We start from the raw sequence: 18,101 nt of genomic DNA on the forward strand, positions 1-18,101 counted from the left end.
TTGGTGAATTATACCTATATTACTGAAGGAGGATTATCTATGAATAGTGATTTATCCCATCTTATCCTGAGGGAAACAGCGCTGAAGGACGGAAAAAAGTTAACAGTAAGAATACCTGAAGTTGAAGATGCAGAGGAGATGGTGGAATACTGTAACACGGTAGGAGGAGAAAGCGACAATTTAACCTTTGGCAAGAATGAATTTCATCTTAACGTTGAACAGGAAGAAGAGTATATAAGAAATTTAAAGAACAATCAAAATTCCCTTACGATATTGGGGATTGTAGATAATACCATTGTGAGCATGGCCAATATTGTTGGCTTGAAGAAGAAAAGGTTTGTTCATAACAGCGAAATAGGTATTTCAGTAAGAAAGGATTATTGGAAAAACGGTATAGGAAGTATAATGATGGAGGAATTAATAAAATTTGCAAAGGAAAAGGGAATGAGAAATATAAGCCTCGGAGTCAGGGCGGACAACAAAAATGCCATAAAGTTATATGAAAAATTTGGATTTCAGCAAGTAGGTTTACATAAAGATTACTTTAATATAAATGGAGTTTTCTATGATGAAATATTAATGGACCTGTACATTTAAATTAATCTGGGATTAAATATAAACATGAGATTAAAGTTAATTTACTGTGGACAAGGGTACAGGCATTTTGTCCACATATATAATGAGGTGGATAATTAGATGAAAAAAGTAGTTATAGCCGGTACTCACAGCGGTTGCGGGAAGACTACGGTAAGCTTGGGAATAATGGCAGCTTTTACGAAAAAAGGGAAAAAAGTTTCGCCTTTTAAGGTGGGACCTGATTATATAGATCCTGGCTTTCATCAATTTGTTACGGGAAATTTTTCGTATAATTTAGATAGTTATCTTTTAGACAGTGACACTATAAGGTATCTGTTCAACAAAAGTACATGCGGAACTGATATAAGTATTATTGAAGGCGTAATGGGAATGTACGACGGGTTTGGAACGGAAAAGGATAATGGGAGTACTGCCCATGTGGCTAAAATTATTAAGGCGCCGGTAGTGCTGGTAGTTGAAGCTAAGGCAATGTCTTCAAGTGTAGCAGCCCTTATAATGGGTTATATGATGTATGATAGAGATGTAGAGATTAAAGGAGTGATTTTTAATCAGGTTTCAGGTCAAAAGCATTATGACATGTTGAAGTCAATTGTTGAAAGAGAGCTAAAAATAAAATGCTTGGGATATCTTCCGAATAAAGAAGACATATCCTTGAAAAGCAGGCATTTAGGCCTAATCCCTGCTCAGGAAGCAAAAGAATTAAACAAAAAAGTAGATAGACTGGCAGAATTTACAGAGGATTATGTTGATTTGGATGCCTTAGAAGATATAGCAAATGCAGAGGACCTTAAACCCGTAAATAATCCTGCCGAAAGTATTATGTCTGAATATAAAGGCCTTAAAATAGGAGTTGCTATGGATAAAGCCTTTAGTTTTTATTACCATCATAACTTACAGTTGATGGAAGAGACGGGAGTTAAACTCTTACCCTTTAGTCCTATATCAGATTCCAAAGTACCGGATAAGATAGACGGACTTTATATAGGAGGCGGTTTTCCTGAGGTATTCGGAGAGGAACTGGAGGAAAATGTTTCTATGAGAGAAAATATAAAATCGTTTCTTGATAAGGGGCTTCCTGCCTATGCAGAATGCGGAGGGTTGATGTACCTTACTAAAGGAATAGTGGATTTACAAGGCAAATATCATGATATGGTCGGATTTTTTAACGCCGAATCTGTAATGACTGATAAATTGAATCATTTCGGATATGTTGATATTGAAACTAAAAGTGGGATCAAAATAAGAGGCCATGAATTCCACAGATCATATGTAAAAGAAAATGAGAAATTGGATTATTACTATAATATAACTAAACATAGAGAAGATTTTACAGACTGTTGGAAAGGCGGGTTAATGAAAAATAACGTAATAGCAGGGTATCCTCACATTCATTTTTATAGTAACTTGGATTTCCTCAAGGAGTTTTTAAACAGATGTGTGAAGTTGAAAAAAATTTTAGGCGGAGGGAGATAAATGGAAAAAGGTTATGTTCATGTATATACCGGTAACGGTAAGGGAAAAACCACTGCGGCTTTAGGCCTGTCTCTTAGGGCTGTATGCGCCGGGAAGAAGGTATATTTCGGACAGTTTATAAAGGGAATGAAATACAGCGAGCTTGAAAGTCAAAAATTCCTTCCCAATTTTGAAATACATCAGTTCGGACGAAATTGTTTTATATTTAATAAACCTACGGAAGAGGATATAAGATTGGCTAAAGAAGGATTGGAAACCTGCAGAAAAATTTTATCCGGAGGTTTATATGATATAGTTGTATTGGATGAACTCAATATAGCCGTATACTATAATTTATTTACAATTGACGAAGCAATTGAAGTTATCAAAAACAGAGTGCCTCACGTTGAGGTTATAGTAACCGGCAGGTATGCAGATGAAAAGCTTATAGAGTTTGCGGATTTGGTTACGGAGATGAAAGAGATAAAGCATTATTACAAAAAAGGAGTACCTGCCAGAAAGGGAATAGAAAATTGATTTAGTTGGAGGGAAAAGATATGTTGAAAGAATATATAAAAGATCCCAAAGAAATAGAGCGCAAAAGCTTTGAAATAATAACAAAAGAGTTGGGAGATAAAACATTTGAAGAAAGCATGGGGAAAATAGTCAAAAGGGTAATTCATACGACGGCTGATTTTGAATATGCAGATTTGCTTGAATTTCATCCGAAAGCTATTGAGACAGGGAAGAAAGTATTAAAAGAAGGATGTAAAATATATGCGGACACTCAAATGATCATAGGAGGAGTAAATAAGAATAAACTTTCTCAGTTTGGAATAAGCATTGTAAATTTTGTTCATGACGAAGATGTGGTAAAAAAGGCTTTAGAAACCGGCGTTACAAGATCTATAATAGCTTTGGAAAAAGCAGCTTTGGATAAAGGCATAAGGGTATACGCAATAGGAAATGCACCTACAGCTTTACTTACTTTAGAGAGGCTTATCGAAGAAAAAAAGGTAAAACCAGATTTAATAATCGGAGTGCCTGTGGGATTTGTCAGTGCGGCAGAATCTAAAGAATCTATAAAGGATACGGGTATACCATATATAATATCGAGAGGCAGAAAGGGCGGAAGTACAGTTGCTGCAGCTATAATTAATGCCTTTTTATATATGATATAGGAGATATTATGTTAGAAAAGTATATAATAAAAGACGGCAAAAAATTACGATATGGTTATACTACAGGCTCCTGTGCTGCCGGAGCTGCTAAAGCCGCCGCTGAGATGCTCTTTTTTCAAAGAACGGTAGATAATATAGAGATAGATACTCCGAAAGGATGGAAACTTAATCTGAAAGTGGAAGAACCGTCCTTTGATTCTGATAAGGCAGTTTGTTGTATAGTAAAGGATGGGGGAGACGATCCGGATATCACCAACGGATTGAAAATATATGCCCGAATTGCTAAGAACTCCGAGGGGAAAATAAATATAACGGGAGGCATAGGTATAGGTGTTGTAACTAAACCGGGACTATCGGTTCCGGTGGGAGAATATGCAATAAATCCGGTGCCGAGAGAAATGATAACAAAGGAAGTAAGGAAAGTTATTCCCGATAAGGAAGGTGTAGATGTCAAGATATATGCTCCTGAAGGCGTTGAAGCAGCAAAAAAAACTTTTAACGGGAAACTGGGAATTGAAGGAGGAATATCGATAATAGGCACATCGGGAATAGTTGAACCTATGTCTGAAGAGGCTCTTAAAAGTTCTTTGGAGCTGGAACTGTCTATGCTGAAAGAACAAGGGGTTAAAAGGATAATATTTTCACCAGGAAATTACGGCAGGGATTTTGGGATAGATTATGGTTTAGATGAAAAATTAATAGTTAAGATCAGCAATTATGTAGGCTTTATGATAGATAAGGCTGTCGAATATAATATGGAGGAAGTTCTTTTTATAGGTCATATAGGAAAACTTGTAAAGGTGGCAGCAGGGATATTTAATACTCACAGCAAGATAGCAGACGGAAGGCTGGAAACTTTGGCGGCAAACTGTGCACTCTTAGGAGCATCTCAAGAGTTAGTGAAGAAGATAATGGAAAGCAATACTACGGAGGAAGCTGTGGACTATATTTCGGCAGATAATATGGATAAGGTGTTTGATTTTATAGCACAGAAAATAAGCAAAAAGTGTGAGGAAAGATCTTATGGTCGGATTAAATTCGGTACATTGATATTTTCCTTAAACCATGGTATGCTTGGTGTATGTGACAAGGGATTAAAAATGTTGGAGGAATTTAAAATATGAATAAGATATCCGTAGTCGGATTGGGGCCGGGTCATCCCGATTACATACTGCCCAGAGCTTTGAAGATTATAAATCAGTCGGATATAATAATTGCCGGAAGAAGAAATCTTGAAAGCATAGATGCCGAGAAAAAAGAAATTTTTGCTATAGGTAATAATTTGTCTCAGATGATAGAATTTATAAAAAAGAATAGAAGAATTAAAAAGATAGCCATAGCGGTTTCGGGAGATACGGGTTTTTACAGCATGCTCAGATATTTAAAAAAATATTTTTCTGCTGATGAGTTAGATGTAACAGCAGGATTAAGCTCTGTTCAGTATATGTTTGCAAGAATAGGCCAAAGTTGGGAAGACGGATATTTTACAAGTTTGCACGGCAGGGAAAATGATTTCTCGAAAGAGGTTAAAGAATATAATAAAGTTGCTATTCTTACGGATAATAAATGGACTCCCGATAAAATTGCTCAAACATTATTGAATAGCAAAATCAGTGATAAAATAATGTATGTGGGAGAAAATTTATCCTATGAAAATGAAAGAATAACAAGAGGGAGCATTGAACAATTTACTGCTAAAAGGAAATACGATATTTGTGTGGTGATAATCAGCAATGAGTAGATGGAACTATAGGACGGCAGGAATACCCGATTGTTTATTTAAGCGCGGGAATGTGCCTATGACTAAGGAAGAAGTAAGGACGATTACCATAAGTAAATTGAGGTTAAATAAGGATAACAAAATAGTTGATATAGGAGCAGGGACAGGCTCTATATCCATAGAAGCCGCTCTGATAGCAAATGAAGGAACAGTATATGCGGTGGAGAGAAAAAGGGAAGGTATACAATTAATTAAGGAAAATGCAAGCCTTTTTCAGGTAAAAAATATTTTTACAATAGAGGGGGAAGCCCCGGAAGCCCTGTCCGAAATAGGAAAAGTAGACAGAGTAATATTGGGAGGGACAGGCGGAAATATAAAAGGTATATTTGAGTGGGTGGAAAACAACCTGAAATCAGGAGGCAGGATAGCGGCCAACATGATTACAATAGAAAATTTGTATAAATCCTTAGAGCTTATGAAGTCGGGGAGTTTTGATAATATAGAAGTAATAAATTTGTCAGTGTCCAAAGGAAAGAATGTAGGTAATTTAACTATGATGGAGTCGCGGAATCCAATATATATTATATATGCAGATAAAAGGTGATAATTATGAGAGGAAAACTTTATGGAATAGGATTAGGCCCCGGAGATCCGGAATTGGTTACACTAAAAGCTGTTGAAGTGCTTAAAAGATTGGATAAGGTTGTTTGCCCTCAAAGCAGAGGAGATAAAAAAAGCATAGCTTTTGATATAGCCAAAGCATATTTAAAAGAAGATGCGGAAGTAATAAATCTGTCCTTTCCAATGGTTTACGATAAGGAAAAACTTAAAGAAAAATGGGGAGAAAATGCAAATATAATAAATGAGATTCTTCTTTCGGGGAAGAATGTCGGATTTTTAACCATAGGGGACCCTACAGTATACAGTACATATATGTATTTAGTTCCGCTGATAAAGGAATTAGGTAACGAAGTGGAAACTATTCCGGGAATAACTTCTTTTTGTGCCTCGGCAGCGAGGATAAGCAATCCCTTGGCAAAGGGAAAGGAAACTTTCGCTGTAATTCCCTTAGAAGGCAATGTTGAAAATATAGATGGGATATTAAATTTTTGTGATAATATAGTAATTATGAAACCATCTTCCGACAGCAAAATTTTAGCCCAAAAACTGATAGAAATGGGTTTAGAGAAAAATTTTGCGCTGATATCAAAATGCGGTACAAAGGAAGAGTATATTTCCTATGATATAAAGGATTTGCAGTTGGAGAAAGTACCTTATATGTCAATAGTTATAATAAAAAAAGAGGGATTAATATGAACAAGGTATATTTTATAGGGGCAGGACCGGGGGATCCGGAGCTGATAACTCTAAAAGGAAAAAGATTAATAGATGAATCGGATGTAATAATATATGCCGGTTCCTTGGTAAACGAAAAGATGTTAAGGGATAGGAAACAGGAAAGTTTAGTATATAACAGCGCTTATATGACATTGGAGGAAGTAATATCCGTGATAAAAGAAAATTTTACTAAAGGGAAAAAGGTCGTCAGAATTCACAGCGGAGATCCAAGTATATACGGGGCCATAAGAGAACAAATAGACGCCTTGGAAAAATTGGGAATAGACAGTGAAGTAGTTCCGGGAGTCAGCTCTTTTGTAGCTTCTGCTGCTGCTATTGAAAAGGAATTTACTCTCCCCGGCGTTTCGCAGACGATAATTTGTACCAGATTAGGCGGAAGGACAGAAGTCCCTGAAAAAGAAAGTTTGGAAAGTTTAGCATCTCATAATGCGTCTATGGCTATATTTCTTTCAGTCCAGATGATAGATCAGGTAGCAGAGAGGCTCAAAAGCCACTATAAGGAAACTACACCCGTTGCGGTAATACAAAGGGTCAGCTGGGAAGATGAAAAAATAATAATCGGCAACCTCAGCAATATAGCGGAAAAGGTTAAAAAAGAAGGAATAACTAAAACTGCACAGATCCTTGTAGGAGATTTTCTTGGGGATGAGTATGAACTGTCCAAGCTGTATGACAGCAATTTTAGTCACGGGTATAGGAGAGCAAAATGAACTGGGCAATAGTTACTCTGACAAAAGGAGGTACCCGTCAGGCCAAGAGAGTAAAAAAATCGTTGGATAATATTAGGATAGATATATATACCCTAAAAAAATGGTCTGATAAGGAAACTTTGACTATAGATAAAAAATTGAGCGAATTCGTGGGCAGCATATTTTATGAATACGATATTATACTGTTTATCATGGCTGCGGGAATAGTGGTGAGGAGTATAGCTAAGTATTTGGTAAGCAAAACTACGGACCCCGGCATAATAGTTATGGATGAGAAGGGACAGTTTGTAATAAGTTTAATTTCGGGCCATTTGGGAGGAGCTAATGACGCGGCATGTTTATTGGCAGACAGAGTAGGAGGGCAGGCCGTGATAACCACTTCTTCCGATGTCAGAGGATTGATAGCCGTTGATACTTTGGCGGAGAAATTAAACTGTCGGGTATCCGACATGTTAAATGCCAAAGATGTTACTGCCCTTATAGTAAATGATGAATTGGTAGGGATAAAGTCAGATATAAGAATAGATATAAAACTTCCGGATAATATAGTGGAATCTGCGAAGGGAAAGGGAATGATATACATAACAAACAAAGTTTTGGACATCTCCTCTTCCAATGAAGTACAGCTTATACCTAAAAATATAATCATAGGAATAGGTTGTAAAAGGGGAATTCCTAAGGAAGCTATAATATCGGCTGTAGCAGAAGCATTGAATTCTTTAAACATTGACGTAAGAAGTATAAAGCATTTTGCAACGGTGGATCTTAAGAAAAATGAAGCAGGAATATTTGAAGCTGCCCGATATTATGATGCTGAAGTTAAAATAGTTTCCAGAGAAGAAATAAAAACTGTGGAAAAGAATTTTAGCTGTTCCGAGTTTGTGAAAAAGACTATAGGGGTTGGCGGGGTCTGTGAACCCTGTGCAATGCTTACCGCTTCGGGAGGACATTTTCTTATGACCAAAAAATCTTATAATGGAATAACCTTATCTGTATGGGAGGAAATATAGGTGGACAAGACAGGAAAAATATTTGTAGTCGGAATAGGTCCCGGCAATATTGAACATATGACCTTTGAAGCCAGAAATGCTATTGAAAAATCGGATGTAATAGTTGGATATAAAACTTATGTGGACTTGATAGAAGATATAATAAGAGATAAAGAAGTAGCTTCGACGGGCATGAAAAAAGAGAAAGAAAGATGTGAAGAAGCCTTAAAATATGCGGAAGAAGGGAATACCGTATCATTGATAAGCAGTGGGGATGCCGGTGTTTACGGAATGGCGGGAATAATTTTGGAAATAGTTTTTAAAAGCAAAAGCTCCGTAGAGGTAGAAGTAGTACCGGGGATTACTGCTGCAAATGCAGCGGCGGCTTCTCTGGGAGCGCCTATTATGCACGACTATGTTACTATAAGTTTAAGTGATTTACTTACGGATTGGAGCTTAATTGAAAAAAGGCTTCACTGCGCAGGAGAAGGGGATTTTGTAGTATGTTTGTATAATCCTAAGAGCAAGGGAAGACAAAAGGAAATAGAAAAAGCAAGAGAAATACTTCTTAAATATAAAAAAAATGATACGTTAGTGGGGATAGTCAGGAACGCTAAAAGAAAGGGAGAATCATGTGTTATAACTACACTTGAAGATATGCTTAAATATGATATAGATATGTTTACCACAATTATTGTCGGAAATTCACATACCTATATGGCAAAGGGAAAAATGATAACACCGAGAGGGTATGCACTATGATATTGGTATTGTCGGGAACATCCGACGGAAGAAAAATAATAGAACTATTGTTTCAAAAAGGATATGATGTTATAGCTTCTACAGCTACGAAGTATGGAGGAATACTAATAGAATCCGATTGTAATGTGGAAGTAATATCCGAGAAAATGGAACAAGATGATATGGAAAAGTTAATACGGAAAAGAAAAATAGAATGTATAGTAGATGCTACTCATCCCTATGCCGAAAAGGTTTCGGTTAATGCCATGGCAGCATGTAAATCTACGGGAATAAAATATTTGAGATATGAAAGAAAGGGAAACTCCTATGAGAAAACAGATGGAGTATCTTGTTTTCCCGATTATGATAAAGCTATATCATACTTAAAGGGAACTAAAGGAAATATACTTTTGACTGTCGGCAGCAATAACCTTCAGCTTTTTACTTCATCTTTAGAGATTGACAGACTGTATGCAAGGGTTTTGCCTACCTATTCTGTGATAAAGAAATGTGAGGACCTGAGGCTTCTTCCAAAGCAGATAGTAGCGGCCCAAGGACCTTTTACGAAGGAATTCAATAAGGCCATGTATAATAATTATAATATAAAATATATGGTAACTAAGGATAGCGGAGATGAAGGAGGAACCGAAGAAAAAATTAAAGGAGCTATAGAAACAGGAGTAAATGTGGTGTTGATAAAACGCCCTAAAATAAATTATATAAATTTATATGATAATATATATGATATAATTAAAGTTATTGATAAAGATTTAAAGAAATAATCTTGTATAATTAAATAGCTTAAAATTACAGGTTTTTTGAAATTAAAAGGGAAAGCGGTGAAAAATCCGCTGCAGCCCCCGCTACTGTAAATAGGAACGAAATCATACAATTACCACTGGAAGCTTTTCTGGGAAGGTATTGAGAGTAGGATGAACTATTAGCCAGGAGACCTGCCTGTAACTTTTATAAATAAGCCTTCGGAGGGAAGTGGTTGTTTACATGTAAGTTTTATTTATATATAACCATAGCAGAAAAGGCCATGGTTTTTTTATTTGAGATAAGGAGGGAATAATGGAGAAAGGAATTATTGTGGCAAGTTTTGGCACCACCTTTGAGGAAGCCGAAAAATTATGTATAAAAAGCATAGAAAAGAGGGTGAAGAAGGAGTTTAACGGATATTATACGGAAAGGGCTTTTACTTCCCAGATGGTGATTAATAAACTTAAGAAAAGGGATGGAATATCAGTAAATAATGTAACAGAAGCATTGGGGAAGATGAAAAACGAAGGTATTTCCCAAATATATATACAATCCCTTCATATAATACCAGGTCATGAATACAATAAGCTCGTAAATCAGGCAGAATTGTTTAAAAAAGAAAATCAGGATATCATTGTAAAAATAGGAGTACCGCTGTTATACGATGATACAGATTATGAAAGGACAGTAAATTCAATTGAAATTCCGCAAATTAAACCTGATGAGGCATTGGTTTTTATGGGACATGGTACAGATCATAGCTCGGATACCAGTTATAGTCTGTTGGAAAAATATTTTAGAAAGGAATATTCAGACAATATATTTATCGGAACAATGGAAGGAAGTATAACGTTAGGGAATATAATACCTCAACTCTTCCGGAGAAAGATAAAAAAAATTATACTAATGCCCTTTATGTTGGTAACGGGGGATCACGTAATCAACGATATGGCTGGCGATAAAGGCAGTTCATGGAAGAATACGTTAATCAAAGGCGGTTTTGAGGTTGAAGTGAATATGCTTGGATTAGGTCAGAATAAAAAAATTCAAGATATATTTATATCTCACTTAAAAACCATCATAGAAAATAACTGATTATTGAAAAGAATATTTTAGGAGGAATGAAATATGAAAAAGACAAAGATGTTGTTATTATTTTTGGTAGTTGTGATGGCTGTATCAATATTTAGCGGATGTCAAAATACTAAAGATGTAAACGGTTCGGATAATGATGATGCTAAAGAAGAAACGAAGAAAGAAGAAGAGAATAAACCAGTATCAGAATACGGGGTTACTGTTAATAAGGATAATGTAGTATTTACAGATGCCAGGGGAAAAGAAGTAACCATAAAAAAGAACCCTGAAAGGGTTGTCTGCTTATACAATTCCTATCTTGACATCTGGGACAGCTGTGGCGGAAAAGTAATAGGAAAGGTAGAAGAAGCCGAGGAAAAACCTATTGAAAATGCTAAATCCGCTGAAGTTGTAGGAAGCCCCGGTTCTCCGAGCCTTGAAAAGATATTAGCATTAAAACCCGATTTAGTCATTTTGACTAATGACTTTAAAGGTCAAGCATCCCTGATTCCGTCGTTAGAACAAAATAACATTCAGGTTATTGATTTAGCTAATACCTATTTAAAGGATTATTATATGACTGTAAGGCTTTTCACGGGGATTACCGGAAGAGAAGACCTGTATGAAAAACACACCAATGAAGTAAAGAAGAAAGTAGATGAAATAATAGCAAAAGTACCGAAGGACAAAAAATATAAAGTGCTAATAGTATTTGCTACTGCTAAAAATATTACAGTCAGGAATTCGGAATCAATGGTGGGGGAAATGCTCAAGGATTTAAACACCATAAATATATCCGATACTGCGGCAAATTCGTCTGATGCAAAGGTCTTCAGCATGGAAAAAATAATACAGGAAGATCCGGATTTCATATTTGTACAAACTATGGGAAGCGATAAAGAGGAAATAATGGCAAGATTGAAACAGGATGTGGAAGATAATCCGGCTTGGAGCTCTCTTACTGCTGTGAAGAATGACAGATATATAATTCTTTCTAAGGACTTGTACTTATATAAACCAAATGCAAAATATCCCGATGCTTATGAAGGCTTAGCAAAAATACTTTATCCGGATATATTCAAATAAAAAGATTGGCATGGCTGTATAGTCTTTATATAAAGACTATACAGCTATTGAAATGCTTAATACTAAGGGGAATAAAATATGACTGATAGCAATATAAAAAAAGAAAGAATTAAAAAGAAGGTTATTTTACTGATTTTTATAGCTTTGACTGTAATCAGTTTTTTTATAAGCATAGGAAATGGAGCGGTAAAGGTACATCCAAAGGAAATAATAAATGCGGTATTCTTTGAAAAATCCACAGTGAACTATCAAATAATATGGAACGTCAGATTGCCGAGAACTATAGTAGCAGCCCTCGTTGGGACATGCCTTGCATTATCGGGAGCCATATTGCAGGGTGTTATGAGAAACCCATTAGCGGCGCCAAATATCATAGGAGTTTCCTCTGGAGCCGGACTTATGACATTATTAATTCTGATACTCTTTCCGGATTTCTACTATTTGGCACCTATAGGTGCATTTATAGGTGCACTGCTGGCCACACTTTTTATATATTTTTTAGCGTGGAAGGAAGGTGTTGTACCAACGAGATTGATACTGGCCGGAGTTGCCGTTTCTTCCTTATTGGGAGCGGGAACAAACGCTTTGATGACGTTTTATCCAAACAAAGTGGCAGGAGTTATAGGCTTCATGGTGGGTGGCCTTTCATCTACTACGTGGCAGCAGGTAAAAATTATATTTCCTTATGCAGCTATAGGGATTTTTTTGATTTTATTGATACCAAACAAACTGAATATACTGATGATGGGAGACGAAGTAGCTACAAGCCTTGGATTAAATGTTGAAAGAACAAGGTTTGCCTTTATTATAATTTCGTCCTTATTGGCAGGAAGTGCTGTAAGCGTTGTAGGGCTTTTAGGATTTGTAGGATTTATAGTACCACATATGACGAGATTGTTTATAGGTTCTGATTATAGATATTTACTGCCGGCAGTTATTTTTACGGGAGCTACTGTAGTCATGCTATGTGATACCCTCGCAAGAGTAATGTTTGCACCTATGGAAATACCTGTAGGAATTATAATGTCAGCATTGGGAGCTCCGTTTTTCTTATATTTACTAAGAAGAAAGAAGGAGTATTAAATATGGAATTAAAAGTTGAAAACTTAGATGTGAATTATGGAGACAAGAATGTTGTGAAAAATATAAGCTTTAATGTAGATTCCGGACAAATAGTTACCGTTATAGGGCCTAACGGTTCAGGAAAATCAACTTTAATTAAAGCTATGGGCAGATGCTTAAAGCCGGCAAGAGGTAATATCTACTTAGACGGAACCAATATCAAGGATATGAATACTAAGGTCATTGCTCAAAAACTATCTATGCTGCCCCAGGTAAAGAATATAGCATCCGATATATCTGTGGAAGAATTGGTATCATACGGCAGGTACCCTCATTTAAAATTTGGGAAAAGGCTTAGTAAAGAAGATACGGATATAATAAATTGGGCGTTGGAAAAAACCGGTCTTATTCCGTTGAGAAAAAGATTTGTTACAACCTTGTCGGGAGGAGAAGAACAGAGAGCGTGGTTAGCCATGTCTTTGGCTCAAAGGCCTAAGATACTTATGCTCGATGAGCCTACTACATTTCTTGATATATCCTATCAGGTAGAAATTTTAGAATTGGTAAGGGAATTAAACAGAACACTGAGATTAACGGTAGTGATGGTTTTGCATGATTTAAACCAAGCCGCAAGATATTCGGATACAATTTTGGTTATAAAAGACGGTAAGCTATGGAATCAAGGGCCGCCGGATAAGATAATGGATGAGAAATTATTAAGAGAAGTTTTTAAAATAGAAGCGGACATATATGATGATAAAGTAAATAATTGTCCTTATTTTATTCCTAAAAATGTTATTGGTTAAAATTTTGTCCTTATTTACTTTTTGAGGAATCAATTATATTATTGATATAAATAATATATTAAGGAGTTGAATTTAATGATACAGGAAAGACTTAAAAAGGTTTTAGAAATTATGGAAAAGAAGAAATTGCCTCAGATTATAGTTTCCGATCCGTCAGCTATATTTTATCTTACAGGGAAATGGATTTTTCCCGGGGAAAGAATGCTTGCACTTTATATAACGTTAAATGGGGATAATAAACTGTTTGTAAATGAATTATTTCCAATAAGCGAAGACTTGGGACCGGAAATTGTATGGTACAATGATGTGCAGAATCCTGTAGATGTATTGGTGAAATATATTGAAAAGGATAAGCCAATGGGTATTGATAAGAATTGGCCTGCTCATTTTCTGTTGAAGCTTATGGAACTAAAAGGCGGCACTGTATTTGTAAATGCTTCCGAGATTATAGATAGAGTAAGGATGTGCAAAGATGAAACTGAAAAACAACTTATGAGAAGTGCTTCAAAATTAAATGACACTGCCATGGATAAAATGGTTAAACTTGTGCCAAAGAAATATTCGGAAAAGAAAATGGGGAAAATACTTTCTGACATATGGGATGAATTAGGAGCGGAAGGCCATTCCTTTGACCCTATTGTAGGATATGGCGCTAATGCAGCAGATCCACATCATACAATGGATAATTCAACTGTAAAAGAAGGGGACTGTGTTGTAATTGATATGGGCTGCAGAAAGGATTCCTATTGTTCCGATATGACAAGGACCGTTTTTTATAAATATGCATCGGAACACAGCAAAGAAGTTTATAATGTAGTTCTTGAAGCAAATAAAAGAGGAATCGAAAAAGTTAAAGCAGGAATAAGATTTTGTGATATAGATGAAGCAGCAAGAGATTATATTACGAAAAAAGGATATGGAAAATATTTCACCCATAGACTCGGACATTCCATAGGAATAGATGTTCATGATTTTGGGGATGTTTCTTCGGCTAATACTGATATAGTTCAGCCGGGGCAAATTTTTTCTATTGAACCCGGGATTTATATACCGGGAGAAGTGGGAGTCCGTATAGAGGATTTGGTAATTGCTACTGAAGACGGGTGTGAAGTGTTGAATCATTATCCCAAGGACTTGATAATAGTAGAATAATATAAAATTAGGAGAATTTACGATAAAAGTACAAAATAATATAAATTGGGGGTATAATAATGGCATTTGATAGTTTTGATGTTGCTAAAGCCGCAATAACTCTTGCCATATCTTCAAGAGCTTCTGAAGAATCGATAATAAAGGATCTGAAAAAAAGAGGCATACTTTCCGTAGCGGTAGATATAGGAGGAGATTTTAATTCCTCTATTCCTAAGATAATAGAAAGGGCTGTTGTGGCTTCAAAGAGAAGCGGAGTTATAAAGGAGTGCCATGTTCATGAAGGTGCTGTAATCGGAGCAACAAGAGAAGCATTGATGCAAATAGGACTGAAAGCCAACGGGTACAATATAGGGGGAAAGATTGGAGTAGCACGAGCCGGAGAGCATTTGAGCGTATGTATTTTTATGAGTATGGGTCTTTTATATTTAAACGATATAGTTATAGGTCTTGCTCATCGAGCTATACCGGATCTATAATAGTTTATCAAATATTATAAATTTTCCAAATGGAACATATTTTTTATGTTGACATTTTAGGTTTTATATAATAAAATCTAATTTAAAATTATTTAAATTTTTAAACGGTTTATTGTAGGATGGAAGGGTAGTAGGTAGTATATTTTTAAAAAAGCTGAATACTATTGTCAGCTTTTTTTATATAAAAAACATAATTGGAGGATGGTAGTATGGTAAATAAGCAAAAATTGTCAGTTTTTTTAACAGTTCTTATGTTGTTCACTTCTTTAGCTGCAGGTTGCAGCAATTCCAAATCTCAAAATCAAAGTAAGGAAAACAAAGTAGTAGAAATAGGTATAATGCAGATAAGCGAACATCCCGCATTGGATTCATCAAGACAAGGCTTTATAGATGCTTTGAGTTCAAAAGGATTAAAGGATGGGGAAAATATTAAAATAGATTTTCAGAATGCCCAAGGGGATATTCCTACAGCCCAAACTATTGCTCAAAATTTTGTATCGGCGAAAAAAGATATTATATTTGCAATAGCTACACCTACGGCCCAAGCAGCTTATAATGCTACAAAGGATATACCCATAATTATAACTGCCGTTACGGATCCTGTAGATGCGGGTTTAGCCGAATCTTTGGATAAATCGGGAACAAATGTTACAGGAACAAGTGACGCCACTCCTATGGATAAACAGTTTGAACTCCTTAAAAAATTAATTCCAAATGCCAGAAAGGTAGGCATCTTGTATAATACAAGCGAAAGAAATTCTGAGATACAAGTAGAAATGGCCAAAAAATTGTCCGATAATTATGGATTTGAAATAGTGGAAAACGGAATTACAAGTACAAATGAAGTCGTTCAAGCTATTGATTCTATTAAAAAGAAGATTGACGTTCTTTATGTTCCCACAGACAATTTAATAGTTTCGTCTATGGCCATTATTTCACAAAAATGTACGGAGGCCGGCATACCCATTATAGGGTCTGAAAAGGGACAAGCAGAAAACGGAGCTCTTGCTGCGGAAGGGATAGACTATTATAAACTTGGGTTTCAGACGGGACTTATGGCTGTCAAAGTTATAAATGGTTCCAAACCTAAAGACATACCAATAGAAACTCTTAAGGATACTTCTCTTACAATAAATTCAGATGCTGCAAAGAAATTAGGAATATCAATACCTGATGAATTAATGAAAAAAGCCGAAGTAGTACAAGGTGGTGTTGAAAATTGAGTAGCTTTTGGATAGGAATATTAGAGCAAGGTCTCTTATTTTCGATTATGGTTTTAGGAGTTTATATAACTTATAAAGTACTTGATTTTCCGGATTTATCTGTTGACGGAACCTTTCCTTTAGGAGCATCTGTAACTGCCATGCTTCTACTTAGAGGATATAATCCTTTACTGTCATGCCTTGTCTCTCTTTGTGCAGGCATGGCAGCCGGATTTGTTACGGGAATACTGAATGTTAAGCTGAAAATAACAAATCTACTTTCGGGTATATTGGTTATGTTAAGCCTTTATTCCGTAAATTTGAGAATCATGGGTAAATCCAATACTCCCTTGTTTAATGTAAAAACAATTTTTTCGGGGAATATGCCGCCGATATTTGTCATACTTGTATTTGCCTTAGTTGTTAAGATATTTCTTGATTTATTTTTTAAGACAAAATTTGGATTTATATTAAAAACTGCGGGAGATAATTATAAAATGGTGACTTCCCTTGGTGTGGATATTGATAAGGTGAAAGTGATAGGGATAATGATGTCTAACGGGTTGGTTGCCTTGGCAGGTTCTGTCATGGCTCAGTACCAGCGTTTTTCAGATGTAGGAATGGGAAGCGGCATAGTAGTTATGGGACTTGCTTCGATTATAATAGGGGAAACAATTCTAAGAGTTTTTCCCTTTAAGCTGGGAACGGCTTGTGCCATTTTAGGTTCCATACTTTATAAAGCGAGTATAGCTGCGGCTTTGAAAGCAGGACTGCCTGCCACGGATTTGAAACTTATCACTTCTGCTGTAGTTGTGGTTGCCTTAGGACTTTATAATAACGAGCTGAGAGCAAAAGTCAGGAAATGGTTAAAGGATTTAGTGGCCGGAGGGATAAAAAATGCTGAAAATACAAAATCTGCAAAAAACTTTCAATAAAAATACAGTCAATGAAAATAAACTTTTTAAGGGATTATGCCTTAGTGTAGAAAAAGGAGATTTTATAACAATAATAGGAAGTAATGGAGCAGGAAAATCTACTCTTTTAGATATCATTTCGGGAAGTGTGCCTTGTGACGGAGGTTCAATATTTTTAGGAGAACAAAAAATATCAAATATGTCTGAATATAAGATCAGCAGATTTATAGGAAGAGTATTTCAAGACACTAAAATTGGGACATCGCCTTCTATGACAGTATTGGAAAATATATCTATGGCATTAAATAAAAATAAAAGATATGGTTTTTCTTGGGGGATTGAAAAGAAGAAAATACCGGATATAAAGATTCTCCTCTCGGAGTTATCTTTGGAGTTGGAAAATAAGTTGAATATAAAAGTAGGACTTCTATCTGGAGGACAGAGGCAGGCTTTATCTCTTTTAATGGCTTCTTTGTCAAATCCCTATCTTCTGCTTTTAGATGAACACATGGCGGCATTAGACCCTAAGACTTCAAATATTATTGAAAACCTCACAGATAAGATAATTAAGAGGGGAAATATAACAACCCTTATGGTTACACATAATCTTAAACAGGCTGTAGCCATGGGAAATAGACTTGTTATGATGCACAGAGGAAGGATTATTTTGGATATAAAAGGGGAAGAAAAAAAATCTATTACTCCGGAAAAACTTTTAAGCTTATTTACGGAGAAAGAATCAGGGGATATAATTAGTGACCGCTTGATGTTCGCATAATCGGTAAAATGAAAAAACATGATCTCAGATCGTGTTTTTT

At 35.8% G+C, this 18,101-nt stretch carries 21 protein-coding genes and 1 riboswitch; all 21 genes read left to right on the forward strand.

Going from position 1 to position 18,101, the window contains the following annotated elements; translation table 11 throughout:
• Positions 1-39 precede the first annotated feature (39 nt).
• The 21 genes from EQM13_RS01770 (at position 40) to EQM13_RS01870 (ending at position 18,061) form a co-directional block, all read left to right on the forward strand.
• On the forward strand, positions 40-597 hold the full coding sequence (locus tag EQM13_RS01770; RefSeq protein WP_128751789.1) for a GNAT family N-acetyltransferase: 558 nt from the start codon (positions 40-42) through the stop codon (positions 595-597).
• A gap of 99 nt (positions 598-696) precedes the next feature.
• Entirely contained in the window at positions 697-2,070 is a 1,374-nt protein-coding gene (locus EQM13_RS01775) for a cobyrinate a,c-diamide synthase (protein WP_128751790.1), read from the forward strand.
• Positions 2,071-2,586, forward strand: coding sequence for a cob(I)yrinic acid a,c-diamide adenosyltransferase (gene cobO, locus EQM13_RS01780; protein WP_114218969.1), 516 nt, complete (start codon positions 2,071-2,073; stop codon positions 2,584-2,586).
• 20 nt (positions 2,587-2,606) lie between these two features.
• A complete protein-coding gene (locus tag EQM13_RS01785) occupies positions 2,607-3,230 on the forward strand; it encodes a precorrin-8X methylmutase (RefSeq protein WP_206172772.1) in 624 nt (207 codons plus the stop codon).
• 8 nt (positions 3,231-3,238) lie between these two features.
• Entirely contained in the window at positions 3,239-4,354 is a 1,116-nt protein-coding gene (gene cbiD / locus EQM13_RS01790) for a cobalt-precorrin-5B (C(1))-methyltransferase CbiD (RefSeq protein ID WP_128751791.1), read from the forward strand.
• Positions 4,351-4,971, forward strand: coding sequence for a precorrin-6y C5,15-methyltransferase (decarboxylating) subunit CbiE (gene cbiE / locus EQM13_RS01795; RefSeq protein ID WP_071139878.1), 621 nt, complete (start codon positions 4,351-4,353; stop codon positions 4,969-4,971). The genes cbiD and cbiE overlap by 4 nt, the downstream gene beginning before the upstream one ends.
• Positions 4,964-5,554: a precorrin-6Y C5,15-methyltransferase (decarboxylating) subunit CbiT gene (gene cbiT / locus EQM13_RS01800; RefSeq protein WP_071139877.1), complete on the forward strand. Its 591-nt coding sequence runs from the start codon at positions 4,964-4,966 to the stop codon at positions 5,552-5,554. The genes cbiE and cbiT overlap by 8 nt, the downstream gene beginning before the upstream one ends.
• 5 nt (positions 5,555-5,559) lie before the next feature.
• Positions 5,560-6,267: a precorrin-2 C(20)-methyltransferase gene (cobI, locus tag EQM13_RS01805; RefSeq protein ID WP_071139876.1), complete on the forward strand. Its 708-nt coding sequence runs from the start codon at positions 5,560-5,562 to the stop codon at positions 6,265-6,267.
• The gene (gene cobM, locus EQM13_RS01810; RefSeq protein WP_128751792.1) at positions 6,264-7,019 is read left to right on the forward strand and encodes a precorrin-4 C(11)-methyltransferase; all 756 of its coding nucleotides are present in this window, start codon (positions 6,264-6,266) and stop codon (positions 7,017-7,019) included. The genes cobI and cobM overlap by 4 nt, the downstream gene beginning before the upstream one ends.
• Positions 7,016-8,029, forward strand: coding sequence for a cobalt-precorrin 5A hydrolase (cbiG, locus tag EQM13_RS01815; RefSeq protein ID WP_071139874.1), 1,014 nt, complete (start codon positions 7,016-7,018; stop codon positions 8,027-8,029). The genes cobM and cbiG overlap by 4 nt, the downstream gene beginning before the upstream one ends.
• Positions 8,030-8,770 carry a precorrin-3B C(17)-methyltransferase gene (cobJ, locus tag EQM13_RS01820; protein WP_114218966.1) on the forward strand — a complete coding sequence of 247 codons (741 nt, stop codon included), beginning with the start codon at positions 8,030-8,032 and terminating at the stop codon, positions 8,768-8,770.
• A complete protein-coding gene (locus EQM13_RS01825) occupies positions 8,767-9,531 on the forward strand; it encodes a cobalt-precorrin-6A reductase (RefSeq protein ID WP_114218965.1) in 765 nt (254 codons plus the stop codon). The genes cobJ and EQM13_RS01825 overlap by 4 nt, the downstream gene beginning before the upstream one ends.
• Before the next feature lie 12 nt (positions 9,532-9,543).
• Positions 9,544-9,724: riboswitch (cobalamin riboswitch) on the forward strand.
• Between the two features lie 99 nt (positions 9,725-9,823).
• The gene (locus tag EQM13_RS01830; protein WP_114218964.1) at positions 9,824-10,606 is read left to right on the forward strand and encodes a sirohydrochlorin cobaltochelatase; all 783 of its coding nucleotides are present in this window, start codon (positions 9,824-9,826) and stop codon (positions 10,604-10,606) included.
• A 33-nt stretch (positions 10,607-10,639) separates the two neighbouring features.
• A complete protein-coding gene (locus EQM13_RS01835; protein WP_083381850.1) occupies positions 10,640-11,671 on the forward strand; it encodes an ABC transporter substrate-binding protein in 1,032 nt (343 codons plus the stop codon).
• Positions 11,672-11,749: 78 nt separating this feature from the next.
• The gene (locus EQM13_RS01840) at positions 11,750-12,754 is read left to right on the forward strand and encodes a FecCD family ABC transporter permease (RefSeq protein ID WP_114218963.1); all 1,005 of its coding nucleotides are present in this window, start codon (positions 11,750-11,752) and stop codon (positions 12,752-12,754) included.
• Positions 12,755-12,756: 2 nt separating this feature from the next.
• A complete protein-coding gene (locus EQM13_RS01845; RefSeq protein ID WP_114218962.1) occupies positions 12,757-13,539 on the forward strand; it encodes an ABC transporter ATP-binding protein in 783 nt (260 codons plus the stop codon).
• Positions 13,540-13,614: 75 nt separating this feature from the next.
• Complete coding sequence (locus tag EQM13_RS01850; RefSeq protein ID WP_114218961.1) at positions 13,615-14,691, forward strand: M24 family metallopeptidase; 1,077 nt, start codon at positions 13,615-13,617, stop codon at positions 14,689-14,691.
• Positions 14,692-14,750: 59 nt separating this feature from the next.
• Positions 14,751-15,167: a HutP family protein gene (locus EQM13_RS01855; RefSeq protein WP_071139867.1), complete on the forward strand. Its 417-nt coding sequence runs from the start codon at positions 14,751-14,753 to the stop codon at positions 15,165-15,167.
• 209 nt (positions 15,168-15,376) lie between these two features.
• Positions 15,377-16,390 carry an ABC transporter substrate-binding protein gene (locus tag EQM13_RS01860; RefSeq protein WP_114218960.1) on the forward strand — a complete coding sequence of 338 codons (1,014 nt, stop codon included), beginning with the start codon at positions 15,377-15,379 and terminating at the stop codon, positions 16,388-16,390.
• The gene (locus EQM13_RS01865) at positions 16,387-17,304 is read left to right on the forward strand and encodes an ABC transporter permease (protein WP_114218959.1); all 918 of its coding nucleotides are present in this window, start codon (positions 16,387-16,389) and stop codon (positions 17,302-17,304) included. Before EQM13_RS01860 ends, EQM13_RS01865 begins: the two co-directional genes overlap by 4 nt.
• Positions 17,267-18,061, forward strand: coding sequence for an ABC transporter ATP-binding protein (locus EQM13_RS01870; protein WP_114218958.1), 795 nt, complete (start codon positions 17,267-17,269; stop codon positions 18,059-18,061). The genes EQM13_RS01865 and EQM13_RS01870 overlap by 38 nt, the downstream gene beginning before the upstream one ends.
• Positions 18,062-18,101: the final 40 nt, after the last annotated feature.

It is taken from the genome of Acidilutibacter cellobiosedens, assembly GCF_004103715.1.
Taxonomy (GTDB): Bacteria; Bacillota; Clostridia; order Tissierellales; family Acidilutibacteraceae; genus Acidilutibacter; species Acidilutibacter cellobiosedens.